The organism is Streptomyces sp. NPDC055099 (assembly GCF_053607685.1).
Window position 1 is genome coordinate 309,782 of the sequence record NZ_JBSGUA010000005.1, and the last position, 23,073, is coordinate 332,854.

General features: G+C 69.8%; 19 protein-coding genes. 10 read left to right on the forward strand and 9 right to left on the reverse strand.

The window, feature by feature from the left end; genetic code table 11:
• Window positions 1-2: 2 nt before the first annotated feature.
• From ACWFRU_RS15930 to trhA, 4 genes are all read right to left on the reverse strand, one after another.
• Complete coding sequence (locus ACWFRU_RS15930) at window positions 3-746, reverse strand: Mut7-C RNAse domain-containing protein (protein WP_453687279.1); 744 nt, start codon at window positions 744-746, stop codon at window positions 3-5.
• Between the two features lie 74 nt (window positions 747-820).
• A complete protein-coding gene (locus tag ACWFRU_RS15935) occupies window positions 821-1,483 on the reverse strand; it encodes a TetR/AcrR family transcriptional regulator (RefSeq protein ID WP_453687281.1) in 663 nt (220 codons plus the stop codon).
• A gap of 5 nt (window positions 1,484-1,488) precedes the next feature.
• Window positions 1,489-3,045 (reverse strand): MFS transporter, encoded by a 1,557-nt coding sequence (locus tag ACWFRU_RS15940; protein ID WP_453687283.1) that lies wholly within the window; start codon window positions 3,043-3,045, stop codon window positions 1,489-1,491.
• A 135-nt stretch (window positions 3,046-3,180) separates the two neighbouring features.
• Complete coding sequence (gene trhA / locus ACWFRU_RS15945; RefSeq protein WP_453687285.1) at window positions 3,181-3,939, reverse strand: PAQR family membrane homeostasis protein TrhA; 759 nt, start codon at window positions 3,937-3,939, stop codon at window positions 3,181-3,183.
• Window positions 3,940-4,248: 309 nt separating this feature from the next.
• On the opposite strand from trhA, the gene ACWFRU_RS15950 reads away from it, so the two are divergent.
• Both ACWFRU_RS15950 and ACWFRU_RS15955 read left to right on the forward strand, forming a co-directional pair.
• Window positions 4,249-6,123, forward strand: coding sequence for a phosphoenolpyruvate carboxykinase (GTP) (locus tag ACWFRU_RS15950; protein ID WP_453687287.1), 1,875 nt, complete (start codon window positions 4,249-4,251; stop codon window positions 6,121-6,123).
• A gap of 190 nt (window positions 6,124-6,313) precedes the next feature.
• The gene (locus ACWFRU_RS15955) at window positions 6,314-8,056 is read left to right on the forward strand and encodes an Ig-like domain repeat protein (protein ID WP_453687289.1); all 1,743 of its coding nucleotides are present in this window, start codon (window positions 6,314-6,316) and stop codon (window positions 8,054-8,056) included.
• A gap of 69 nt (window positions 8,057-8,125) precedes the next feature.
• On the opposite strand, the gene ACWFRU_RS15960 is transcribed toward ACWFRU_RS15955, so the two are convergent.
• Together ACWFRU_RS15960 and ACWFRU_RS15965 are read right to left on the reverse strand one after the other, a co-directional pair.
• Window positions 8,126-8,536 (reverse strand): SCO4983 family protein, encoded by a 411-nt coding sequence (locus ACWFRU_RS15960; protein WP_453687290.1) that lies wholly within the window; start codon window positions 8,534-8,536, stop codon window positions 8,126-8,128.
• An 81-nt stretch (window positions 8,537-8,617) separates the two neighbouring features.
• The gene (locus ACWFRU_RS15965; RefSeq protein ID WP_453687292.1) at window positions 8,618-9,829 is read right to left on the reverse strand and encodes a pyridoxal phosphate-dependent aminotransferase; all 1,212 of its coding nucleotides are present in this window, start codon (window positions 9,827-9,829) and stop codon (window positions 8,618-8,620) included.
• A gap of 250 nt (window positions 9,830-10,079) precedes the next feature.
• Here ACWFRU_RS15965 and ACWFRU_RS15970 point away from each other — a divergent pair, with 250 nt between their 5' ends.
• The 3 genes from ACWFRU_RS15970 to ACWFRU_RS15980 all read left to right on the forward strand — a co-directional run bounded on the left by ACWFRU_RS15970 (window position 10,080) and on the right by ACWFRU_RS15980 (window position 12,780).
• A complete protein-coding gene (locus tag ACWFRU_RS15970) occupies window positions 10,080-10,913 on the forward strand; it encodes a S1 family peptidase (RefSeq protein ID WP_453687294.1) in 834 nt (277 codons plus the stop codon).
• A gap of 187 nt (window positions 10,914-11,100) precedes the next feature.
• Window positions 11,101-11,973, forward strand: a complete 873-nt coding sequence (locus ACWFRU_RS15975) for a trypsin-like peptidase domain-containing protein (protein ID WP_453687295.1) — start codon at window positions 11,101-11,103, stop codon at window positions 11,971-11,973.
• Between the two features lie 195 nt (window positions 11,974-12,168).
• The gene (locus tag ACWFRU_RS15980; protein ID WP_453687297.1) at window positions 12,169-12,780 is read left to right on the forward strand and encodes a hypothetical protein; all 612 of its coding nucleotides are present in this window, start codon (window positions 12,169-12,171) and stop codon (window positions 12,778-12,780) included.
• A gap of 29 nt (window positions 12,781-12,809) precedes the next feature.
• Here ACWFRU_RS15980 and ACWFRU_RS15985 read toward each other — a convergent pair whose 3' ends face one another.
• Window positions 12,810-14,408 carry an N-acyl-D-amino-acid deacylase family protein gene (locus ACWFRU_RS15985; protein WP_453687299.1) on the reverse strand — a complete coding sequence of 533 codons (1,599 nt, stop codon included), beginning with the start codon at window positions 14,406-14,408 and terminating at the stop codon, window positions 12,810-12,812.
• 387 nt (window positions 14,409-14,795) lie between these two features.
• Window positions 14,796-16,103 carry an amino acid deaminase gene (locus ACWFRU_RS15990; protein WP_453687301.1) on the reverse strand — a complete coding sequence of 436 codons (1,308 nt, stop codon included), beginning with the start codon at window positions 16,101-16,103 and terminating at the stop codon, window positions 14,796-14,798.
• Window positions 16,104-16,269: 166 nt separating this feature from the next.
• Here ACWFRU_RS15990 and ACWFRU_RS15995 point away from each other — a divergent pair, with 166 nt between their 5' ends.
• The 4 genes from ACWFRU_RS15995 to ACWFRU_RS16010 all read left to right on the forward strand — a co-directional run bounded on the left by ACWFRU_RS15995 (window position 16,270) and on the right by ACWFRU_RS16010 (window position 20,124).
• On the forward strand, window positions 16,270-17,325 hold the full coding sequence (locus tag ACWFRU_RS15995) for a sugar kinase (RefSeq protein ID WP_453687612.1): 1,056 nt from the start codon (window positions 16,270-16,272) through the stop codon (window positions 17,323-17,325).
• Window positions 17,322-18,080 (forward strand): IclR family transcriptional regulator, encoded by a 759-nt coding sequence (locus ACWFRU_RS16000; RefSeq protein WP_453687303.1) that lies wholly within the window; start codon window positions 17,322-17,324, stop codon window positions 18,078-18,080. The genes ACWFRU_RS15995 and ACWFRU_RS16000 overlap by 4 nt, the downstream gene beginning before the upstream one ends.
• Window positions 18,081-18,087: 7 nt before the next feature.
• Complete coding sequence (locus ACWFRU_RS16005) at window positions 18,088-18,498, forward strand: RidA family protein (RefSeq protein WP_365819936.1); 411 nt, start codon at window positions 18,088-18,090, stop codon at window positions 18,496-18,498.
• 132 nt (window positions 18,499-18,630) lie between these two features.
• Entirely contained in the window at window positions 18,631-20,124 is a 1,494-nt protein-coding gene (locus ACWFRU_RS16010; RefSeq protein ID WP_453687305.1) for a GntP family permease, read from the forward strand.
• Between the two features lie 63 nt (window positions 20,125-20,187).
• Here the strand turns inward: ACWFRU_RS16010 and ACWFRU_RS16015 are convergent, their stop codons facing one another.
• On the reverse strand, window positions 20,188-21,528 hold the full coding sequence (locus ACWFRU_RS16015; RefSeq protein WP_453687307.1) for a M14 family metallopeptidase: 1,341 nt from the start codon (window positions 21,526-21,528) through the stop codon (window positions 20,188-20,190).
• Between the two features lie 161 nt (window positions 21,529-21,689).
• On the opposite strand from ACWFRU_RS16015, the gene ACWFRU_RS16020 reads away from it, so the two are divergent.
• Entirely contained in the window at window positions 21,690-23,021 is a 1,332-nt protein-coding gene (locus ACWFRU_RS16020) for an Nramp family divalent metal transporter (protein ID WP_453687309.1), read from the forward strand.
• Window positions 23,022-23,073 lie beyond the last annotated feature (52 nt).

Below are 23,073 nucleotides of genomic sequence, written 5' to 3' on the forward strand. Positions count from 1 at the left end.
GGCTAACAAGCGTGACCTGACCGGCCGGAGAACTCCTCCACCGCCCCCGCCACAATCCCCTCCAGCCGGTCATGATGCGCCCCCCGCCAGTACACCCGCCCGCACTCCCCGCACTCCGCGAACACGTCGTACGACCCCCGCGTGCCGCCCTCCAGACGGTCCGCCACGTCCTCCTTGGTCGCCGCCCGCAGGGAGCCGTTGCAGGCCGTGCAGCGGGTCCAGGGGGCCAGCACGGGCGCGAAACGGCCCAGGACGTCACGGAGTTGCTCGTCCGGCGCGTCGCTGTAGACGTACGCCCCGGCCCACAGCTCGCGGCGCCGCAGCAGACCCCGGTCCCGGCTGAGCAGCACCCGCCGCTCGGCGGCCGAGCGCGTGGCGAGGGCGGGGTCGCCGATGTCCGTGCTCTCGTACGCCGCGTCGACGCCCAGGAGGCGCAACCGGCGTGCCAGCGTGCCGAGATGGACGTCGAGGAGGAAGCGGAGGGGAGCACCGGGGATGGTCTGCGGGCGGGTCACGGCGCGGACCTCCACCGACTCGCCCGCCGCCGGGATGTGCGCGACCGGGACCTCGTCGCCGTCCACGACGAGCGAGCCGACCTCGGTCAACGGCACCCCGAGCGACTCGACGACGTGCCCGAGCGTGGACACGCCGTCCGTAACTGCCGTGGTGGGCCCGCCCCTTCGCCCATGCGGAACGAAAAGCCCCAGCTCGGGGGCGAAGCGGACGAGGATCTCCGGACCGTTCATGCGGCCAGGATGGCATGAGAGGAGCAGCGGCACCCGAGGATTTCCCACGGTCCGCCGGGACCGCGGGGCCGGCGTCAAGCCTCGGGCGCCCCCGTCCCGAAGCCCGTGGTCAGCATGGACAAGGCGCGGTCCACCAGCTCGCCCAAGTCGTCCTTGTGGCCGTGTTCCGCCCAGTACGCCGCCGTCTCCGTGAGCGCCGCGATGAGGCTCATCGCGAAGACCCTGACCTCCAGCTCCCCGGGGTCGCGGCCGGCCCGCTCCGCGATGACGCGGCACAGCATCCGGCCGGTGACCGACATGCTCTCCAGGAGCCGGGAGCGCACGGCGGGGACCTCGATCATCAGACGCGTGCGCAGACGTGAGACCTCCGGCTCCTCGGTGAAGCCGAGGCCCACCGCCCGGCGCAGCACGTGCCGCAGGGACTCCACGATCGGCTCGTCCACGGGGCGCGCCCGCAGCTCGTCCTCGAGGAGCGGGTCGTACTCGTCGGTGAGGACGATGTCCTCCTTGGTCGGGAAGTAGCGGAAGACGGTCGACGCCGACACCTCCGCGGCCTCCGCGATCTGCTCGACCGTCGTCGCCTCGTACCCCTGCTCGTCGATCAGCCGGTACGTGGCCTCACGGATCGCGATGCGCGTCTTGAGCTTCTTCCGCTCACGGAGCCCGAGCTGTCCCATGTGTCCCATCTGTCCCAGCTGAGGGTTGTGCGCGGAAGGGGTGATTCGTGCGGCCGTCATGGCTCTCATTGTCGGGCATCCTCCGGTTGCCGTGCCAGGTCGGCGTCGTCCGGCGGCGGGGGCGCCTTCGGCAGCAGCGCCGCCACGAACAGCGCGGTGACCAGCGCCGCGATGCCGCTGACGAGGAGGACGGTCACCATGCCGTCGATGTACGCCTCGTCGGCGGAGGCGGCGAGGCGCGACACCCCGAGCCGTTCGGCGACCGCGTGGGCGGCCACCACCGACTCGCCCGCGGCGTCCGCCGCCGCGTCCGGGATCTTGCCGGTGTCGAGCCGGTTCACGTACACGCTGGAGAGCAGCGAGCCGAGCAGCGCGATGCCGACGGCGCTGCCCACCTGCCGCACGGTCATCATGAGCCCGGAGCCGGAACCCGCCCGCTCCACGGGAAGCGCCCCGAGGGCCGAGTCCATGGACGGCACGACGGCGAAGCCGAAGCCGAGGCCGGCGATGGTGAGCCACAGCGCGGTGAAGCCGTACCCGGAGTCGGCCGTCGTGCGGCTGCCGAGGATCGCCGCGAAGGCGAGCACGATGAGCCCGGCGCTGATCACCGCACGCGGGCCGAACTTCCGCACGACGGGCTCCGCGCCCCGCGACGCGACGATGAGACCGCCCATCATCGGCAGCATCCGCACGCCGGTGCCGAAGGCGTCATGGCCGAGCACCGCCTGCAGGTACTGCGGAAGCACGAACATCAGGCCCGACAGGACGAACATGACGAGCGTCGCCGCGATGGTGTTGAGCAGGAAGCCGCGGTTGCGCAGCAGCGACATGTCGAGCATCGGGCGCGGCATCTTCCGCTCGCGCAGGACGAGCGCGGTGATCAGGACGGCCGCGCCGCCGAACATGGCGAGGATCAGCGGGTCGCCCCAGCCGCGTACGGGGGCCTCGATGATCGCGTAGATGAGCGCGCCGAGCCCTGCCGCGGTGAGAGCGGTGGAGGCGACGTCGACCTTCGGGGACGACGGGTCGGTCGTCTCCGGGAGCAGGAAGACGCAGGCGGTGATGCCGATCGCGACCATCGGGACGTTGATCAGGAAGATCGAGCCCCACCAGAAGTGGTCCAGGAGCCAGCCGCCCACGATCGGCCCGAGCGGCGCGCCGAGCGCCGATGCCGCCGAGACGATGCCGACGGCCTTGGTCCGCTCGCCGGGTGCGAAGAGCGCGGGCAGCACGGCCAGGGCGAGGGGCATGACGAGCGCGCCGCCCATGCCCATGACCGCGCGCGCCACGACGACCAGCTCGATGGAGTCGACGAGGGTGCCGATCAGCGAGCCCAGAAGGAAGATCCCGAGCCCGGTGATCAGCATCCTGCGGCGGCCGAACCGGTCGCCGAGGAGTCCGGCCGGGAGCATCAGGGCCGCGAACACGACGACGTACGCGTCCGCCATCCACTGTTGCTCGCCCGTACTCGCGTCCAGCTGCCCGGCCATCGTCGGCAGGGCGACGTTGAGGATCGTCATGTCGAAACCGAGCACGAGCATGCTCGCGACCAGGGCGGCGAGCGCCCACCAGCGGCGTGGGTCCTGCCGGTGCGTGGCAGACGAGTTTGTGACAGTGGCCATGAATTGAGAGTAACTCTCAAATAGGAGTCACGGTCAAGTCGTATGAGCTCCGGCGCGCCCAGGCGCACGCACATGGCCGCGGCTCGAAAGCCGCGGCCATGAGGAGGAGGGGGCGGGCGCAGTGCCCGTCAGGTGCTATCCGTGCTGGTACGCCACCATCGAGATGCCCACGTAGTGCACCGCGAAGGCGGCCAGCGTGAGGGAGTGGAAGACCTCGTGGAAGCCGAAGAACCGCGGGGACGGGTTGGGGCGCTTGATGCCGTAGATCACGCCGCCCGCGCTGTAGAGCAGGCCGCCCACGATCACCAGGACCAGAACGGCGATGCCGCCCGCCCGCATGAAGTCGGGCAGGAAGAAGACCGCGGCCCAGCCCATCGCGATGTAGCACGGGGTGTAGAGCCAGCGCGGCGCGCCGACCCAGAAGACCCGGAAGAGGATGCCGGCCACCGCCGCGCCCCATACGCCCCAGAGGAGCCACTGCCCCTTCGAGCCGGGCAGGAGCAGCATCGTCAGCGGGGTGTACGTGCCCGCGATGATCAGGAAGATGTTGGCGTGGTCGAGTCTGCGCAGCACGCCGTCGGCGCGCGGACTCCAGGTGCCCCGGTGGTAGATCGCGCTCACTCCGAAGAGCAGGCAGGCCGTCAGGACGTAGATCCCGCAGGCGATCCGCGCGCGCGTGGAGTCGGTGAGCGCCAGAAGCGCGAGGCCCGAGACGAGCACGGCGGGGAACATTCCCGCGTGCAGCCAGCCGCGCATCTTGGGCTTCACTTCTTCGAGGTCGGGAAGCGGCAGGGCGTCGAGCACGGACGATTCGGAGCGGGAGGCCGAGTCGGCGGCCGGATCGCGGCTGGTGTCCTGGTTGTTCGTGATCGCGTCAGGGACGGGAGCGGTCATATCGGCATCGTACCTACGCAACCGTAAGTTAGGCATCAGTCATGGGGGGACCGTGACGCACGAGTGGCGATGCTCACGGTGATACCCGAGCGTACAAGTGACGGATTCGTGACCGGAAGGCCCACCTGGCGAGTGGCGATACTCACGCCGCTCACCTGTGAGGCCCTCTGGACATATGCGCGGATGCGTCGGATGATCAAATGAGTGCGGTCGGCACCGGATGAGCGCCAGAGGGAACACCACGTGAAGCGTCCGGGTCGCAGCCCCCACGGGGCAACAAACCTATAAACCCCTCGTATAGGAGCAATCGTGGCGCGCGACATCGCGGCTCCCCTTCTCGCAGAGCCTTTGGGCACTGTCCCCACCAACCACCGGGAGCTCGTCTCCTGGGTCAACGAGATCGCCGAACTGACGCAGCCGGACAGCGTGGTCTGGTGTGACGGATCCGAGGCCGAGTACGAGCGCCTGTGCGAGGAGCTCGTCGCCAAGGGCACGTTCAAGAAGCTCGACCCGATCAAGCGCCCCAACTCGTACTACGCGGCCTCCGACCCGACCGACGTCGCGCGCGTCGAGGACCGCACCTTCATCTGCTCGGCGAAGGAAGAGGACGCGGGCCCGACCAACCACTGGAAGGCCCCCGCCGAGATGCGGGCCATCTTTACCGGAGAAGGAAACAGTTTCCAGGGCTCGGGCGGCGAGGGCGGCGTCTTCCGCGGCTCGATGCGCGGCCGCACGATGTACGTCGTGCCGTTCTGCATGGGGCCGGTCGGCTCACCGCTGTCCGCCATCGGTGTGGAGATCACCGACTCCGCGTACGTCGCCGTCTCCATGCGCACCATGACCCGCATGGGTCAGGCCGTCCTGGACGAGCTCGGAGAGGACGGTTTCTTCGTGAAGGCCGTCCACACGCTCGGCGCGCCGCTGGCCGAGGGCGAGGCCGACGTGCCGTGGCCCTGCAACTCCACGAAGTACATCTCGCACTTCCCCGAGGACCGCGAGATCTGGTCGTACGGCTCGGGCTACGGCGGCAACGCCCTGCTCGGCAAGAAGTGCTACGCCCTGCGCATCGCCTCCGTCATGGCGCGCGACGAGGGCTGGCTGGCCGAGCACATGCTGATCCTCAAGCTGACGCCCCCGCAGGGAGAGTCGAAGTACGTCGCGGCAGCGTTCCCGAGCGCCTGCGGCAAGACCAACCTCGCCATGCTGGAGCCGACGGTCCGCGGCTGGACCGTCGAGACCATCGGCGACGACATCGCCTGGATGCGCTTCGGCGAGGACGGCCGGCTCTACGCGATCAACCCCGAGGCCGGTTTCTTCGGCGTCGCCCCCGGCACCGGCGAGCACACCAACGCCAACGCCATGAAGACCCTGTGGGGCAACTCGGTCTTCACGAACGTCGCGCTCACCGACGACAACGACGTCTGGTGGGAGGGCATGACGGAGGAGACTCCCGCCCACCTCACCGACTGGAAGGGCAACGACTGGACGCCGGAGTCAGGCGTCCCCGCGGCCCACCCGAACGCCCGCTTCACCACGCCCGCCTCACAGTGCCCGATCATCGCGCCCGAGTGGGAGGACCCCAAGGGCGTGCCGATCTCGGCGATCCTCTTCGGCGGCCGTCGCGCCAGCGCGGTGCCGCTGGTGACGGAGTCCTTCAACTGGCAGCACGGCGTCTTCCTCGGCGCCAACGTGGCCAGCGAGAAGACCGCCGCGGCCGAGGGCAAGGTCGGCGAGCTGCGCCGCGACCCCTTCGCGATGCTGCCCTTCTGCGGCTACAACATGGGCGACTACATGGCCCACTGGGTCAAGGTCGGCGCGGACAAGCCCGACCAGTCCAAGCTGCCGAAGATCTACTACGTGAACTGGTTCCGGAAGAACGCCGAGGGCAAGTTCGTGTGGCCCGGCTTCGGCGAGAACTCCCGCGTCCTGAAGTGGATCGTGGACCGCCTCGACGGCAAGGCGGACGGCGTCGAGACGCCCATCGGCATCCTGCCGACCGTCGACTCGCTCGACACCGAGGGCCTCGACCTGGACAAGGCTGACCTGGAGTTCCTGCTCACGGTCGACAAGGAGGTCTGGCGCGACGAGGCCTCGCTGGTCCCCGAGCACCTGAACACCTTCGGCGACCACACGCCCAAGGAGCTGTGGGACGAGTACCGCGCCCTGGTGCGGCGTCTCGGCTAGACGTACCGCGCATTCCGGATGAGCCCCGCACAACGGCGTGCGGGGCTCATCCGCGTGTACGTGCGGGGCTCATCCGCGTATATCCGCATCTCGCATACGCCGCCTTCACATGCCCCTCACATGTTTCAATGACCCCACACGGGGGGCCGCTGATCGACGCGCGCCCCAAAAGAGCCTGTGGGGGGCCAAGTTGAAGAAGTCTCAGCGGTTAAGACGTGCGACGGGCGCCGCGCTCGCGGTGGTCCTCGGTTCGGCCGGCCTGGTCGCCGTCGGGACACCCGCCGCACATGCCGCAACTCCGTCGGACGAGGTGGCGAAGCTGCCGATCTCCTCGTACTCCGCGATCGCCGTCGACTCGGCGCACGAGCGGGTCTTCGTCTCGGACAACTACCGGGGCAGCTACAGCAACCCCGGCCTCATCGCGGTCTACGACTTCCAGGGGCACAAGCTCAGCTCCTGGACCACGACGAACCGGGTGTCGGGCCTGGCGCTCAGCGCGGACAGCTCCACGCTGTACGTCGGGGAGCGCACCCGGATCGCGGAGTACGACACCACGACGTTCAAGCTGACCGCATCCACCAACGCGTACGACGAGACCTGTGGCCGCGAGGTCGCCGTCACGGGCAGCAAGGTGTGGTGGACGTCGCAGTCCAGCGACAACATCTCCGACTGTCCCGCGGCGCAGAGCAATCTGGACAGCCTCGTCGGCGGCACGCTCGCCCGGACCGGCTGGAACGCCAAGGGCAGGCTCAACCTGGAGGCCGCTCCCGACGGCGCCAACCGGTTCTTCATGGGGCAGGAGGCCGGCCCCGGTGACGCCGACCCGTTCCTGGCCTCCTTCAACACCGACGGCGACAACCCCGTACGCGACGCCGTACGACGCTTCGCCGACAGCGAGGGCAAGGGTGCGCTGCAGCTGAAGGACCTGGCGGTCAGCGCCGACGGCAAGCGGGTGGCGGTCGCGGACGCCGCGTACGGCACCCGGCTCCTGAACGCGGGGGACCTCTCGGACACCGGCACGCAGTACCAGGCGCTGCCCGAGGGGGCCAAGTCCTCCGCGGTGGCGTTCAGCGGCGACGGGAAGTACGTGGCACGCGGCGCCGCGGCCTCCGGGAGCACCGCCGATCTCCTCGTGCAGCCCGCCGATCCGGCGGACGGCACGACACCGTTCGAGTTCGCCTTCGAGGGCACGCTCGACGGCAACCGTGTCGTGCCGCGCGGCCTCGACTGGTCCAAGGACGGGCAGCGGCTGTTCGCCGTGACCACGAACGCGCTCGGCAACGAGTACTGGCTGCACATCATCAAGCCCCCGGCCGCCCAGTACGACTCGCGCTTCTCCGGCACCCTGAGCACCACGCCGTCGAAGCCCGTGGTCGGTGAGCCGCTCGGCATCCGCGGCAAGCTGGAGCTCGACGGGCCCGCGCCCGCGGAGCCGGTGAAGGTCGAGGCGGTCCGCAAGGACGCGGAGGGCACGACGGAGGTGGCGTCCGCCAAGGTCGCCGCCGACGGCAGCTTCACCGTCCTCGACGTACCGGACCGGCTCGGCGAGGCGACGTACACGCTGCGGTTCCTCGGCGATGTCACGCACCGCCCCGCCGAGGACGTCACGCTCACCGTCGACGTGGCGAAGGCGCCGACCTCGATCGAGCTGACGGCGCCCGCCGAGGCGACCCGTGCGGGTGGCGTCGAGATCACCGGGAAGCTGACCGGGCAGGGGCGCGCGCTGCCGTCCGGGATCGCCCTGAAGGTGACGCGGACCGACCGGTTCGGCACGACGGGCGAGCTGACGTCCGCGTCGGTCGCCGCCGACGGCACGTTCAAGGTCAGGGACCTGCCGAACAAGCGGGGCAAGACCGTCTACGCCGTCAGCTACGAGGGCGACGACCTGCACTCGGGCTCGTCGGCCGAGGCGACGGTGCGGGTGACCGGCTAGCGCGGTAGGTGGCGCCCGGTCCGAACGCCTCGAGGCGTTCGGACCGGGGCCGTTCATGGGAGCGGCAGCTCAGTGGGCGCCGACCAGCCGGGCCGCGCCCGCGTGTGCGTCCATGCGGTGGGCGGCGAGGATCGCCGCCGCGGTGTCGGCGCGGGACGCGGCCACCACCAGGGCCCGGCCCGCGAGGGCGTGGGCGCGCTGGTGCAGGGCGCTGAGGTGCGGTTCGTGGATCGCGGTCACCACGGCCGAGCGGACGGGCGGCAGACCGCCGCGCAGCCGGGCCACCTCGGACGAGAGCTGCTCGGCGGCGTCGTCCAGGTCGGCGGAGGGCGCGAGGGCGCGCAGTTCGTCCGTGACGGCGAGGAGCGCCGCCAGATGCGCGGCGAGCTGGATGTCCAGCTCCTCCTCGCGGGAGCGGTGCGGGAAGTCGCCCGGGTCGGCCATGGCGTGGACCGACTTGGTGCGGATCGGCTCGTACATGGGATGGCCTCCTGGCGGGTAGCTTGAAAGCCATCCTACATTAGATTCTGTCTAAAGTTGAGTCGGGTTAACGGTCCGGGGCTAGGGCTGGCTGTAGCCGTCCAGGAAGTTGCCGATGCGGGTCACGGCCTCGGCCAGATCCGTCGCCGTGGGCAGCGTGACGACCCGGAAGTGATCGGGCTCGGGCCAGTTGAAGCCGGTGCCGTGCACGACCATGATCTTCTCGGCCCGCAGCAGGTCGAGCACCATCTGGCGGTCGTCCTTGATCTTGAAGACCTTCGGGTCGAGCCGCGGGAAGAGGTAGAGCGACCCCTTCGGCTTCACGCAGCTCACACCGGGGATCTGCGTAAGGAGGTCGTACGCCGTGTCGCGCTGCTCCACGAGCCGCCCGCCCGGGAGTACGAGGTCGGTGATGGTCTGCCGCCCGCTGAGCGCGGCGACCACACCGTGCTGGCCCGGCATGTTCGCGCACAGACGCATGTTGGCGAGGATCGTCAGGCCCTCGATGTACGAGGACGCGTGCGCCTTCGGGCCCGAGATGGCCACCCACCCGACGCGGTAGCCGGCCACCCGGTACGCCTTCGACATGCCGTTGAAGGTGAGGGTGAGCAGGTCGGGGGCGATGGCGGCGGTGGGCGTGTGGGTCGCGCCGTCGTAGAGGATCTTGTCGTAGATCTCGTCCGAGCAGACCAGGAGGTTGTGGCGGCGGGCGATGTCGGTCAGGCCGCGCAGCATGTCCTCGCTGTAGACGGCGCCCGTCGGGTTGTTCGGGTTGATGATCACGAGCGCCTTGGTGCGGTCGGTCACCTTGCGCTCGATGTCGGCGAGGTCCGGCATCCAGTCCGCCTGCTCGTCGCAGCGGTAGTGCACGGCCGTGCCGCCGGAGAGCGAGACCGCGGCCGTCCACAGCGGATAGTCCGGAGCCGGTACGAGGACCTCGTCGCCGTCGTCGAGCAGGCCCTGCATGGCCATGACGATGAGCTCGGAGACGCCGTTGCCGATGAAGACGTGCTCGACGTCGGTCTCGATGCCCAGCGTCTGGTTGTGCATGACGACCGCGCGGCGGGCGGCGAGGAGGCCCTTCGCGTCGCCGTAGCCGTGCGCGTCGCCGACGTTGCGGAGGATGTCCTCCAGGATCTCCGGCGGGCACTCGAACCCGAAGGCCGCGGGGTTGCCCGTGTTGAGCTTCAGGATGCGGTGGCCCGCCGCTTCCAGCCGCATCGCCTCCTCGAGTACCGGGCCCCGGATCTCGTAACAGACGTTGGCGAGCTTCGTCGACTGGATGACCTGCATGTCCGCGAGCTTACGGGCGCGTAAGGACACCCGCCTCGTGTTTTGCGCCACGTCGGGGAGGGGAGTGTCCCCCGGCCGTGTGACGGGAGGCGGAGGGGGCCGGTCCGATGTGCCGCTGACCCGGGAGTGTCCTCTCAGCGGTCAGTTGTGTCCGCATGCGGTCTTGTTCTCGCGGCCGAGTACCCCCAACAATGCGCATGACAAAACCGAAGCAACTTCGGTCGCATAGTCAACAGAGGGGACCCCCCACATGCACAAGCCTCTCGTCGTCGCGTGCTTCTCCGCCCTGCTCCTCGGAGCAACGGCGGTGCCCGCGACGGCCGTCAGCGACGCACGGCCCGCCAAGGCGAAGGCGGTTGACTTCGCGGGCACGGTGGCGCTGAGCAACTGTTCCGGCTCCGTCGTCCGGGTGCCGGACTCGAAGCCGGAGGACCCGGCGCTCGTGATGTCCAACGGCCACTGCCTGGAGGCCGGATTCCCGGCGCCCGGCGAGGTCGTGGTCGACAAGCCGTCCTCGCGCGGCTTCACCCTCCTCGACGCCGCCGGCGGCGACGCGGGCACGGTCAAGGCGAGCAAGATCGCCTACGGGACGATGACGGACACCGACCTCTCGCTCTACGAACTCACCAGCACGTACAGCGAGATCGAGAGCAAGTTCGGCATCAAGGCGCTGGAGCTGAACGCGGCGCGGCCGGAGCAGGGCACGGCGATCACCGTCGCCTCCGGCTACTGGAAGAAGATGTACAAGTGCAGCATCGACGGCTTCGCCCACCGCCTCAAGGAGGGGAACTGGACCTGGAAGGACTCGGTCCGCTACACCCCCGACTGCAAGACGATCGGCGGCACTTCGGGCTCCCCGGTGATCGATGACGCGACCGGCAAGGTCGTCGCCGTCAACAACACCGGCAACGAGAGCGGCGAGGAGTGCACGGACAACAACCCGTGCGAGGTCGACGAGAACGGCAAGGTGACGGTCCGCGAGGGCATCAACTACGCCCAGCAGACGTACGGCATCGTGCCGTGCGTGGCCCCCGGCAACAAGATCGACCTCAGCCGAGAGGGTTGCGAGCTTCCGAAGCCGTAAGGAACGCGACGACGACGGGGGCGGCCTGCTCCGGGCCGGGCCGCCTCCGCCGTCGCGACGAAATGCAAGAGTTCTCGCCCCTTGTCCCTTATCCGTGCCCCCCAAAGAATGCCCATGACAACCACACAGGGCACGGCCACACGGCTCCAACGGCCGGCCACACTCGGCTACAAGGGGGGCTCCACACATGAAGAAGGCTCTCGCGGGCGGCTTACTCGCCCTCACCCTCGTAGGGTTCGGCTCCGCACCGGCGGTCGCGGCTCCGGCCGACGCACCCTCGAAGCCGACGGCGGGAGAGGCCGCGGCGAAGGGCGTCGACTTCGCCGGGACCGTCGCGCTCAGCAACTGCTCGGGCTCCGTCGTCCGGGTGCCCCAGTCCAAGTCGGACGACCCGGCACTCGTCCTCTCCAACGGCCACTGCCTGGAGAGCGGATTCCCGGCGGCGGGCGAGGTGATCGTCGACCAGCCGTCCACCCGCACCTTCAAGCTGCTCGACGCGAAGGGCGCGGAGAAGGCGACGCTCACGGCGAGCAAGATCTCGTACGCGACGATGACCGACACCGACATCAGCCTCTATCAACTCACCACGAGTTACGCCGACATCAAGAAGAAGTACGGCATCAAGGCGCTGGAGATCGAGGACGCCCACCCGGTCAAGAAGCGGGCGATCACCGTCGTCTCCGGCTACTGGAAGAAGACGTACACCTGCAAGATCGACGGGTTCGCGTACCGCCTCAAGGAGGGGGAGTGGACCTGGAAGGACTCCGTCCGCTACACCCCCGAGTGCCAGACCATCGGCGGCACGTCCGGCTCCCCGGTGATCGACCACAAGACCGGAAAGGTCACCGCGGTGAACAACACGGGGAACGAGGACGGCGAGCGCTGCACCCTCAACAACCCCTGTGAGGTGGACCGCAAGGGCAACGTGACGGTCCGGCACGGCATCAACTACGCCCAGCAGACGTACGGGATCGTTCCGTGCGTCGGCCACGACAGCAAGATCGACCTCACCCGCAAGGGCTGCAAGCTGCCGCGTCCGGCGGCCGCCGCCCAGAGGTAGCGGGAACAGCAGGAAAATCCCACTCCTAGCCCGCACGGTCGGCGTGGAGTGGGATTTTCCTGCGCTCGGCCCCCGACGCGATCCGCTCCCGCCGCGAACCGGACCCGCCGCCACCCGGTGACGGCGGTCCGCTCCGGTGAGACGTTGCCCGCGGCACTCGTCGCCGGACGGACCGGCGGGGAGGAAGGGGACACCATGACCAAGATGATCGGTCACGTGGAGTACGCGAACGACGAGACGGAAGCGACCGAACTGCTCACCGAGTACAGCGAGTCGATCGGCCTCCCCTGGGGGCTGATCCCGCAGCGCAAGCGCGAGGCCTCTGTGCGCGTCGCGACCTACGAGGACAAGAACAACGGTCTGGCGGCGGCCAGGAAGACCCTCGACGACGACGTGGCCGAACAGCGGCGCGCGGAACGGGTGGCGGAACGCACGGCGGAGATCAAGAAGCAGGCCGACTCCTTCGTGAACGCGGTCGGGGCGAAGAGCAGCGCCGGCTCGCTCCTCGACCTGTGCAGGCACCACTACGAGCAGGCCAACCACCCCAACTTCACCTTCGGCTCCGGCATGACGGAGGCCGAGTACGCCTCCTTCCAGGAGGAGTGGGAGGAGGCCGCCGAGTTGGCCGCGCAGCGCTACAACCAGTTCACGAACCTCTACTCGACCGCGATCCAGGACAAGGAGGCCCTCGGCAAGGGGCAGGTCGGGGACACCCTGGCCACGCGCGGCCGGCAGGGCAACGTGTTCGTGACGATCGTGGGCGCGAAGTTCAACGCCCACATCGACATCAAGGGCAAGAAGAAGTGAGGAAAGCGGGTCGGTGGTAGCGGCGGGACCTACGGGGTGCGGCGCACGGAGCGGCCCGCGAGGACGTCCGTGCGGTGGCCGTCCTTCATGACGAACTCGCCGTCGATCAGGACGTGCGGGATGCCCGTCGGGAGGGTGCGGGGCGCGTCGAAGGTGGAGCCCGCCGCGACCGTCTCCGGGTCGAAGAGGACCAGGTCGGCGCGGTAGCCCTCGCGGACGAGACCGCGGTCGGCGAGACGCAGGCGGGCCGCCGGGCGCCCGGTGAGGTGGGCGACGCACTCCTCCAGGGTGAGGACGCCGAGCTCGCGTACGTAGCGTCCGAGGTACTGGGGGAACGTGCCGTACGCGCGCGGGTGCGGCTTGAAGCCCTGGAGGATGCCGTCGCTGCCGCCCGTGTGCACGGGGTGCCGCATGATCGCCTGGACGTTCTCCTCGTGGCCGACGTGCTGGAGGATCGTCGAGCCGAGCTTGTCGTTGACGAGGAGGCGCCGGGCGGTGATCCAGGGCTCCTCGCCGCGCTGGGCCGCCGATGCCGCGATGGTCTTGCCGACGCAGGAGGCGAGCCCCGGGTCGGAGACACCGGAGATCTCGATCGTGTCCCACTCGATCGGTACGCCGTGACAGCCGTCGGCGCCGATGACCTCCATGTGGTGGCGGATCTTCTCGGCGGTCGCGTCGTCCTGGAGGCGGGCGAGGATCGCGTCGGGCCCGCCCTCGCTGGCCCAGCTCGGCAGCATGGCGACGAGGGTCGTGCAGCCGGGGGTGTAGGGGTACGTGTCGAGGGTGATGTCGGCGCCGTGGGCGAGGGCGTCGTCGAGGAGCGCGAGCAGGTCGGGCGCCTTGCCCTTGTTCACGCCGAAGTTCATGGTGGCGTGGGCGAGGTGGAGGGGGCAGTTCGCGGTACGGGTTAGGTTCACCATCTCCTCGTACGCCTGCAGTGCGCCGGCGCCGTAACTGCGGTGGTGGGGGCAGTAGTAGCCGTTGAACTGGGCCACGACCCTGCAGAGTTCGGTGAGTTCGGAGTCGTCGGCGTACATGCCGGGGGTGTAGGTGAGCCCGGAGGACATCCCCACGGCGCCCTGCTCCATGCCTTCGGCGACGAGCTGCTTCATGCGCTCGACCTCGGCGGGGGTCGCCGGGCGGTCGTCCCAGCCGAGCGCGTACATGCGGACGGTGCCCTGCGGGATGAGGTAGGCCGCGTTGACGGCGGTGCCCTGCCGGTCGAGGCGGTCCAGGTACTCGCCGACCGTGCGCCAGTCGAAGTCGATGTCGCTGCCGTCGCCGTTCCAGCCGGTGATGGCCTGGCGGACCTGGGCGAGGGTGCGGTCGTCCACGGGGGCGTAGCTGAGGCCGTCCTGGCCGATGACCTCCAGGGTCACGCCCTGGGCGGCCTTCGCGCTGTGGTCCGGGTCGCGGAGGAGGGCGAGGTCGCTGTGGGCGTGCATGTCGATGAAACCGGGGGTCAGGGCGAGGCCCTGGGCGTCCAGGGTCCGGGCCCCCGAGAGGCGGGGGCCTGCGCCTTCCCTCCGGATCTCGGTGATCCTGCCTTCGCGTACGGCGACGTCGGCTCGGTACGAGGCACCTCCGGTGCCGTCGATGACGCGTGCGTCCCGGATGACCAGGTCCATGGCGGTGCCTCTCTTCTCGCTTGGCTGCGGGCTGTACGTGGTGCACCCGGCCTCCGGCCGGATTGCTGCTCCCACCCGCACCACCCGTGCGGCTCTCGATATCGGGTGCGGGTGGCCCTGGTGGGGCTTGAGCACCGTTGGCGGCTGCCGGGTGATCGGGTGGGAGGGGTCCCGTCGCGGAGCGACGGCTCCCCAACCGCCCGGTGTGGGGAGCGGCGCCCCCGCCCGCCCACCCCGCGCTGGGGGGTGGGCGGGCGGGAGAGGTTCCGGCGCGGAGCGGCGGGTTGGGTTCTTCGTCCGCGGACCCGGCCGCGGGGTGATCGGGTGGGTGGGTGGGAAAGATCCGCCGCGGAGCGGCGGTTCAGGACCCCGCCCAAGACCCAGGGGTCAGAAATAAGTGCGGACGTACTCCGTGACCGTCCCGTCCGCCTCGACCAGAGGAATCAGCTGCCACTTGTCGAACGACGTGCACGGGTGCGAGAGCCCCAGACCCACCCAGTCACCCACCGCGAGATCCGCCTCCGGAGAAGTACGGACCCACCCGTGCTGATCGGAGAGCCCCGTCACCGTGACCCCCGTCGCGGGCCGGTCCACCCCGCCCCGGTGGACGACCTGCGCCTCGGGCAGGTCGATGTCGTACGCCGCGTCCCGCTTCCCCGCGTTCGTGAACGCCTGCTCGGGCGTGGGCCGGGACACCACCTGCGTCCAGAGGCGGAACGCGGGGTGCAGCGCCCCCTCGTCCGGGATGCGGTTGAAGGGGGTCAGATGGCGGTAGTGGCCGTCGTCATGAGAGACGTACGCCCCGGAGCGGAGCAACTTCAGTACCGGCACCGACAGTTCGGGAATCTCCTCGAACACGTCCGCCACCGCGTCGAACCACGCGCTGCCCCCCGCGCTGACGACGATCTCGTCCAGATCCGCGAACCGGTTCGCCTTGTCGAACTCGACGGCGAGCGCGGTGAGCCGGCCGAGCCAGGCCCGTACGCGCTCGGGATTCGCCTCCGGCACCTCGCCCTCGTAACCGGCGACGCCCACGAGCCGCAGCGTGTCCGCCGCCGCGACCGCGTTGGCGATCTCCACGCACTCGGCCTCCGTACGCACACCGGTACGCGCCCCGTCACCCGCGCCCAGCTCCACCACGACGTCGACGGGACGCGTCGCGCCCGCCTCGCGCAGAGCGGCGTCCATCAGGGCGACACCGGCCTCGGAGTCGACGTAGCAGATGAAGCGGAAGGAGGGGTCCGCGTCCAGCTCACCGGCGATCCAGCGCAGCGCCGCCGCGTCCACCAGCTCGTTGGCGAGGAAGATCCGCTCGATGCCGTACGCACGCGCCACCCGCACCTGGTGCGGCACGGCCAGGGTGATGCCCCACGCGCCCCGCTCGATCTGACGGGCGAAGAGCTGCGGCGCCATGGACGTCTTGCCGTGCGGGGCGAAGGCGAGGCCGTGGCGCTCGGAGTACGCCTCCATCAGCGCGAGGTTGTGTTCGAGGCGCTCGGCGGAGAGCGCGAGGACGGGGGTGGTGAAACCGCCCGTGAAGAGGTTCCGGCGCTGGGCCGCGAGCTCGCCGACCGTCAGCCCCTCCGCGTCCGGCGGCAGGCCCTTGAAGCGGTGGTCGACCCGCTCGTCCGCGAGCCTGTCGAGCTCCCGGGCGAGTCGTCCGGCGGAGCGGTCGACTGCGTTGTCGGCGGCCATGGCGCCTCCTCGAAAAGGTGCGTTGCGTGATGTGCAACGGTCATTGCGTATGTCGCTTACTGCTGTCTAACATCCGAGCCAACGCCGGGTCAACGGATCCCGGCAGTCGGTTGGCAGTCGGTTGAGGGGCAGGAAGATCGTGACCGCAGAGGCCGCGCAGGCAGCGATGGACGCGCAGGCAGCAGTGGACGTCGTCGCGCTCGGCGAGTCCATGGTCACGTTCCTGCCCTCACGCGCCGGACGCCTCGCCGACGTCCCCTCCTTCGACCGCGGGATCGGCGGCGCCGAGTCGAACGTCGCCTGCGCGCTCGCCGCCGCCGGGCACCGCACCCGCTGGGTCAGCCGCGTCGGCGCCGACGGCTTCGGGGACCACCTCGTCGAGGCGATCGCCCGCTACGGCGTGGACACCGGGTCCGTCGGACGTGACCCGCACCGCCCCACCGGCATCTACTTCCGCACCGCCGACGACCGCGACACCGACGCCCACGAGGTGCTCTACTACCGGGCGGGCTCCGCCGCCTCCGCGATGGCGCCCCACAGCGTGGACCGCGAGGCCCTCGACGCCGGCCGCATCCTGCACCTCTCCGGCATCACCGCGGCCCTCTCCGCGGACTGCCTCGCCCTCCTGCGCGAGCTGACCGCACCCCGCCCCGGCCGCCCGCTGGTGTCGTTCGACGTGAATTACCGCCCCGGACTATGGAGCGGGGCGACGGGCGAAGGCCCCCGCGTCCTGCTCGACCTCGCCCGCGGCGCCGACCTCGTCTTCGTCGGCGAGGACGAGGCCGCCGACGCCTGGGGCGTCACCGGCGGCCCCGAAGCCATCCGCGCCGCCCTTCCCGAGCCCGCCACCCTGGTCGTCAAGCAGGGCAGCGACGGAGCCACCGTGTTCACCGAAGGTGAGCCCGCCGTCTTCCAGGCCGCGCTCAAGGTCGATGTCGTCGCCCCCGTCGGCGCCGGTGACGCCTTCGCCGCCGGGTTCCTCTCCGCCACCCTGCGCGGCCTGCCCGCCGAACGGCGCCTGCGCCACGGGCACCTCATGGCGGCCGCCGCGCTCACCGTCGCCGGCGACCTCGCGACCCCTCCCGCGAGGGCGCACACCGATCGCCTTGCCGCACTGGACGCCGAAGGCTGGGGGACACTTCGTCTCGGCCCGGGCTGGACGGACGGCGTCCCCGAGAACGACGCCGAGAACACCGAGGCCAAGGAGGAGGCACGTACATGAGCCAGACCGTCGACCGCGCCCTGTCCATCCTGCCGCTGCTCGCCGAAGGCCCCGCAGACCTCGGCCAGGTCGCCGAGCGCCTCGAAGTGCACAAGTCCACCGCCCTGCGGCTCCTTCGCACGCTGCACGAACACGGCCTGGTCTACCGCCAGTCCGACCAGCGCTACCGCCTGGGCGCCCGCCTCTTCGCGCTCGCCCAGGAAGCCGTCGAGAACCTCGACGTACGCGAGATCGCGCACCCCCACCTCCTCGCCCTCAACGAGAAGTGCGGGCACACCGTGCACCTCGCGGTCTACGAGGAGCAGGAAGTCCTCTACATCGACAAGGTCGAGAGCCGCTATCCGGTGCGGATGTACTCGCGCATCGGGAAGCCGGTGGCGATCACCGTCGCCGCCGTCGCCAAGCTGCTGATCTCCGACTTTCCCGAGGCCGAGCGCCGCGCGATCGCGGAGAAGCTCGACTACCCCACGTACACGTCCCGTTCGACACCCAACGCCGCCGCGTTCCTCAAGGAGCTCAGCGCCGTACGCGAACAGGGCTGGGCCACCGATCTCGGTGGCCACGAGGAGTCCATCAACTGCATCGGGGCCCCCATCCGCGGTGCGGACGGCCGGGTCGTCGCCGCCATGTCGGTCTCAGCGCCGAACGTCGTCGTCACCGCCGAGGAACTCCTCACGCTGCTCCCGCTGGTGCGCCGTACGGCGGACGCCATCAGCCGGGAGTACTCCGGCAAGTCACCCCTCAAGGAAGCCTGAGCACGTCATGACCGAGAAGATCGCCCTCACCCCGGCCACCCACACCACCCCGCCCGCGAAGTTCTCCCACGGCGTCAAGAAGGGCAACATCCTTCAGGTCGCCGGTCAGGTCGGCTTCCTCCCCGCCGAGGAGGGCAAGGCCCCCACCCCCGCGGGCCCGACCCTGCGCGAGCAGACGCTCCAGACGTTCGCCAACGTCAAGGCGATCCTCGAAGAGGGCGGCGCGACCTGGGACGACGTGATGATGATGCGCGTCTACCTCACGGACGTGGACCACTTCGCCGAGATGAACGAGATCTACAACGCCTACTTCGAGGAGCAGGGCCTCAAGGCCCCCGCCTCGGCCCGCACCACGGTCTACGTGGGCCTGCCCAAGGGTCTCCTCATCGAGATCGACGCGCTCGCCGTCCTGAGCTGACGCAGCCCGTCCCCTGACCCACCACCCCCCGCAAGCCGCAAGTCTTCACGGCGCGGCGCCCAACTCCCCCCTTCGGGCGCCGCGCCGTGATCCCCCCTGCCCTGAAAGCTTCATGCACTTACGAGGTCAAAGATGTCCCCGTCGTCCCCCTTCGCCGCGCTCGCGGCCGCCGCCCCCGCCGAGGCCCCACCCCACACGGGCGGAATCCTCACCCTGATCGACGGCACCGCAGGTCTGCTGACCGTCGCCGCGCTCGGCATCGTGCTTCTGCTCTTCCTGATCATCAAGGTCAGGCTGCAGCCCTTCGTGGCGCTGCTCGCGGTGTCCATAGTCGTCGGCCTCTCGGCCGGCCTCTCCGTCACCGAACTCTTCGGCACGGTCCAGAAGTCCGACGCGGTCTCCGTCATCGAGTCCGGCATGGGCGGCATCCTCGGCCATGTGGCGATCATCATCGGCCTCGGCACGATGCTCGGCGCGATACTCGAAGTCTCGGGCGGTGCCGAGGTGTTGGCCTCCCGCCTCCTCGGCCTCTTCGGCGAGAAGCGTGCCCCGCTGGCCATGGGTCTGACGGGTCTGATCTTCGGCATCCCCGTCTTCTTCGACGTGGGCATCTTCGTCCTCGCGCCGATCGTGTACGCCGCCGCGAAGCGCAGCGGCAAGTCGATCCTGCTCTACTGCCTGCCCCTGCTCGCGGGTCTGTCGATGACCCACGCGTTCCTGCCCCCGCACCCCGGCCCGGTCGCCGCGGCCGGTCTGCTCAAGGTGGACCTCGGCTGGGTCATCCTGATGGGCCTGGTCTGCGGCATCCCCGCCGTCATCGCCGCCTGGGTGTACTCCGCCTGGATCGGCAAGCGCATCTTCGTGCCCGTCCCGCAGGACATGGTCGAGGCCGCCGACGAGGCGCGGCAGGCGGTCGTCGCCGAGCAGCGTGCGGCCGGTGTCGAGCCGCGCGAGAAGCCGGTGCCGCTCGGCATGGTCTTCGCGATCATCGGGACGCCGCTGTTCCTGATCCTCCTCGCGACCTTCTCGTCGATCGCCTTCGACCCCTCGACCTTCCGGTCGGTCATCGAGTTCTTCGGCAGCCCCTTCGTCGCCCTGACGATCGCCCTGCTGATGGCGTACTACCTGCTCGGCATCCGGCGCGGCTGGTCGCGCAAGTCCCTGGAGACGGTGTCGACCTCGTCCCTGAAGCCGGTCGGCAACATCCTCCTGGTGGTCGGCGCGGGCGGCATCTTCGGCGCGGTCCTCAAGGCGAGCGGTGTCGCGGCCGCCCTCTCGGACACCTTCCAGGACGTGGGCCTGCCGATCATCGTCCTCGCCTACCTGCTCTCCCTGGTGCTCCGTGTCGCCCAGGGCTCGGCGACGGTGGCGATCGTGACGACGGCGGGCATCGTGGCCCCCCTCCTCTCCGAGGGCGACTACTCCCAGGCCTTCATCGCCCTGGTCATCATGGCGATCTCGGCGGGCTCGATCTTCGCCTCGCACGTGAACGACGGCGGCTTCTGGATGGTGGCGAAGTACTTCGGCATCTCGGAGCGCGACACGCTCAAGACGTGGACGGTCCTGGAATCGGTCCTCTCGCTGGCCGGCTTCGCGGTCGCGGCCGTGGTGAGCCTGTTCGTGTAGCGGTCCGTACGTCCGTGGGGGCGCCCGGCGATCTTGCCGGGCGCCCCTGCTCGTCGTGCGGGATCAACTCGTGCAGTACTGCTGCTCCTTGCCGATCGACCGGTACATGCAGTCCGAGTTCTCCAGGAGTTGCAGGACCGCGTCCCTGTTGCGGCTCGTCTCGCGCTCGATCACCTCGTCGGGCGGGTAGAAGCCGCCGCCGCCCGCGGACGACGGGTACATCTCGAAGGTGTAGCTGAAGATCTTCTGGTTGCCCCAGAGCCAGTCGTTGATCGACCCGTCCGTGATGTAGAGGTCGCTGGACTGCTGCGGCGTGTAGCCGTTGCTCGCGGCCATCTTCCGGCCGATGGCGGCATGCGCGTCGCGGTCGTCCTGGGTGAGGCCGGGGCCCGTGTCGCTGTACGTGTAGCCGTACGGCCACAGGACCAGCTCGCTGTACGTGTGGAAGTCGATGGACGCCTTGATCTGCTGCTTGCCGCCGACGACGCGGCTGCGCACGAAGTTGGCGACGACCTGCGTCTCGGGCGCCGACTCCGCGCGCGGGCCGCGGTAGGTCTCGGAGCCCGTGGAGCCGGACGAGCCGCCGCAGCAGCCCCACCGGTAGGCCCAGTTGCGGTTCAGGTCGGTGCCGACGTTCGACGAACCGCTGTTGGGCTGGCGGTTCTTGCGCCAGCTTCGGTAGGAGCCGGACGCGATGTCGTACTCGCCGCCGTCCGGGTTCAGGTCTGGCACGATCCAGATCTCGCGCTCGTCGACCATCTTCTTGACGCGCGCGTCCGTGCTGTAGTCGTCGCCGAGTTCGCGCAGCAGGTAGAGCGCCATCTCGACGGTCAGGTGCTCGCGGGCGTGCTGGTGGTGGGTGAAGAGGACCTCGGGCTCGGCTTCATCCGTACCCACGTTGTCGCTGATCTTGATGGCGACGATGTCCCGGCCCGAGTAGGACTTGCCGATGACCCTCTTGCTCATCAGGGTCGGATGGGCCGCGATGCGCTGGTTGATCTCCGCGTTCATCTCCGCGTAGTTGTGGTACCTCGCGTCGGCGGGCGGGAAGTCCTTGGCCTCCACGGGCTCCCCGTTCGTACGCTTCGGGGGTCCGGCCAGGGCCTTGAGCTCGTAACCCGCGTCACGGAGCGCGGCGGCCTCGCGGCCGTCGGCCGAGACGACCACCGCGCGGGCGTCGACCTCGTCGATCGCGACGCCGGTGCGGGCGAGCGCGGTGCGGGCGGCGGGATCGTCGCCGAGGGGGATCTCGTACTGGCGCGTTTCGTTGTCGGCGGCCGCCTCGCTCTGCGAGGTCCGGCCGGCGGTGTCCGGTGAGGCGTTGGCGGTGATGGGCGCCGCCACGGCGAGGGCGAGAAGGGCCGCGAGGGCAGCGGATCTTCTGCCGCGTATGCGGAGTCGCATGAAGTCTCCTGGGGGTGGGGGGGTGGTTCAGTGCGACGCGTGCGGTGCGGGGTTGCTGTGCGGGTCGCGCGGGCCCATCGTGGGGGCCTGGCATGCTCCGGTCAACGCTGTCTTCGGCCAACCCCTTGTGTGACGAGCCGCCATGAGGTTTCTTGATCGGCATGGCTGACACGACAGGCAGTGGCACTGCCACGGGAGATGCGGCTCCCCGGCCCCGCAAGTCCAGCTGGAAATACATCGGACCCGGCATCGTGGTCGCCGCCACCGGCGTCGGCGCGGGCGACCTCGTCGCGACCCTCATCGCGGGCAGCAACTTCGGCTACACCCTGCTCTGGGCCGCCGTGATCGGCTGCGTGGTGAAGATCTCGCTCGCCGAGGCGGCCGGCCGCTGGCACCTGGCGACCGGACGCACCCTCTTCGACGGCTGGGCGAGCCTCGGCCGCTGGACGACGTGGTTCTTCGTCGTCTACGTCGTCATCTGGGGGTACGTCTACGGGGCCGCGGCCATGTCGTCGTCGGGGCTGCCGCTCCAGGCCCTCTTCCCGGACGTCATGGAGCTCAAGTGGTGGGCGATCCTCACCGGCCTCGTCGGCCTGGTCTTCGTCTGGTTCAACAAGTACGCCGTCTTCGAGAAGGTCATGACGGTGCTCGTCGGCATCATGTTCGTCGTCACCGTCTACCTCGCCATCCGCGTCACCCCGCACCTCGGCGACGCCTTCGCGGGCCTGCTGCCGGTGCTGCCCGACGAGAAGGACTCCATCCTCAACACGCTCGGCCTGATCGGCGGCGTCGGCGGCACGATCACCCTTGCCGCGTACGGCTACTGGGTCAACGCCAAGGGCTGGACGAACACGGGCTGGATGAAGGTGATGCGGCTCGACAACCGCGTCGCGTACATCACCACCGGCATCTTCGTCGTCGCCATGCTCTTCGTCGGCGCCGAGCTGCTGCACTCCGCGAATGTCGCCATCGCCAGCGGCGACAAGGGCCTCGTGCAGCTCTCCGGCATCCTGGAGAAGGAGTACGGGGACGCCACCGCCAAGCTCTTCCTGATCGGCTTCTTCGCCACCTCCTTCACCTCGCTGATCGGCGTCTGGCACGGCGTGAGCCTGATGTTCGCCGACTTCGTGGAGCGCTACCGCAAGCAGCGGGCGGGGGCGGGCGACAAGGCCCTGTCCGGTGAGGAGGTGGCGTCCGGAGCCCGCGAGAAGTCGGTTCCGTTCCGCGCCTACCTGCTGTGGCTGACCTTCCCGCCGATGATCCTGCTCTTCCAGGGGCAGCCGTTCCGCCTCATCATCATCTACGGCGTGCTCGGCGCGGCCTTCATGCCGTTCCTCGCGCTCACCCTGGTCTGGCTGCTCAACTCGTCGCGCACGCCCAGTGAATGGCGCAACGGATGGCTCAGCAACGGCATGCTGGCAATTGCGGGCCTGCTGTTCCTGGTCCTGTGCGTCAAGCAGATCACCGACCAGGACTGGAGCAGTTTCTTCTAGCGCACCGCGGGGAGCACCGCAGCGCCGCCGGGGGAGCGGCGGCGCTGCAGGC

Coding starts and splice junctions, on each gene's coding strand:
- ACWFRU_RS15930 (WP_453687279.1), bottom strand. CDS start 746: ATGAACGGTCCGGAGATCCTCGTCCGCTTCGCCCCCGAGCTGGGGCTT.
- ACWFRU_RS15935 (WP_453687281.1), bottom strand. CDS start 1,483: ATGACGGCCGCACGAATCACCCCTTCCGCGCACAACCCTCAGCTGGGA.
- ACWFRU_RS15940 (WP_453687283.1), bottom strand. CDS start 3,045: ATGGCCACTGTCACAAACTCGTCTGCCACGCACCGGCAGGACCCACGC.
- trhA (WP_453687285.1), bottom strand. CDS start 3,939: ATGACCGCTCCCGTCCCTGACGCGATCACGAACAACCAGGACACCAGC.
- ACWFRU_RS15960 (WP_453687290.1), bottom strand. CDS start 8,536: ATGTACGAGCCGATCCGCACCAAGTCGGTCCACGCCATGGCCGACCCG.
- ACWFRU_RS15965 (WP_453687292.1), bottom strand. CDS start 9,829: ATGCAGGTCATCCAGTCGACGAAGCTCGCCAACGTCTGTTACGAGATC.
- ACWFRU_RS15970 (WP_453687294.1), top strand. CDS start 10,080: ATGCACAAGCCTCTCGTCGTCGCGTGCTTCTCCGCCCTGCTCCTCGGA.
- ACWFRU_RS15975 (WP_453687295.1), top strand. CDS start 11,101: ATGAAGAAGGCTCTCGCGGGCGGCTTACTCGCCCTCACCCTCGTAGGG.
- ACWFRU_RS15980 (WP_453687297.1), top strand. CDS start 12,169: ATGACCAAGATGATCGGTCACGTGGAGTACGCGAACGACGAGACGGAA.
- ACWFRU_RS15985 (WP_453687299.1), bottom strand. CDS start 14,408: ATGGACCTGGTCATCCGGGACGCACGCGTCATCGACGGCACCGGAGGT.
- ACWFRU_RS15990 (WP_453687301.1), bottom strand. CDS start 16,103: ATGGCCGCCGACAACGCAGTCGACCGCTCCGCCGGACGACTCGCCCGG.
- ACWFRU_RS15995 (WP_453687612.1), top strand. CDS start 16,270: ATGGACGCGCAGGCAGCAGTGGACGTCGTCGCGCTCGGCGAGTCCATG.
- ACWFRU_RS16000 (WP_453687303.1), top strand. CDS start 17,322: ATGAGCCAGACCGTCGACCGCGCCCTGTCCATCCTGCCGCTGCTCGCC.
- ACWFRU_RS16005 (WP_365819936.1), top strand. CDS start 18,088: ATGACCGAGAAGATCGCCCTCACCCCGGCCACCCACACCACCCCGCCC.
- ACWFRU_RS16010 (WP_453687305.1), top strand. CDS start 18,631: ATGTCCCCGTCGTCCCCCTTCGCCGCGCTCGCGGCCGCCGCCCCCGCC.
- ACWFRU_RS16015 (WP_453687307.1), bottom strand. CDS start 21,528: ATGCGACTCCGCATACGCGGCAGAAGATCCGCTGCCCTCGCGGCCCTT.
- ACWFRU_RS16020 (WP_453687309.1), top strand. CDS start 21,690: ATGGCTGACACGACAGGCAGTGGCACTGCCACGGGAGATGCGGCTCCC.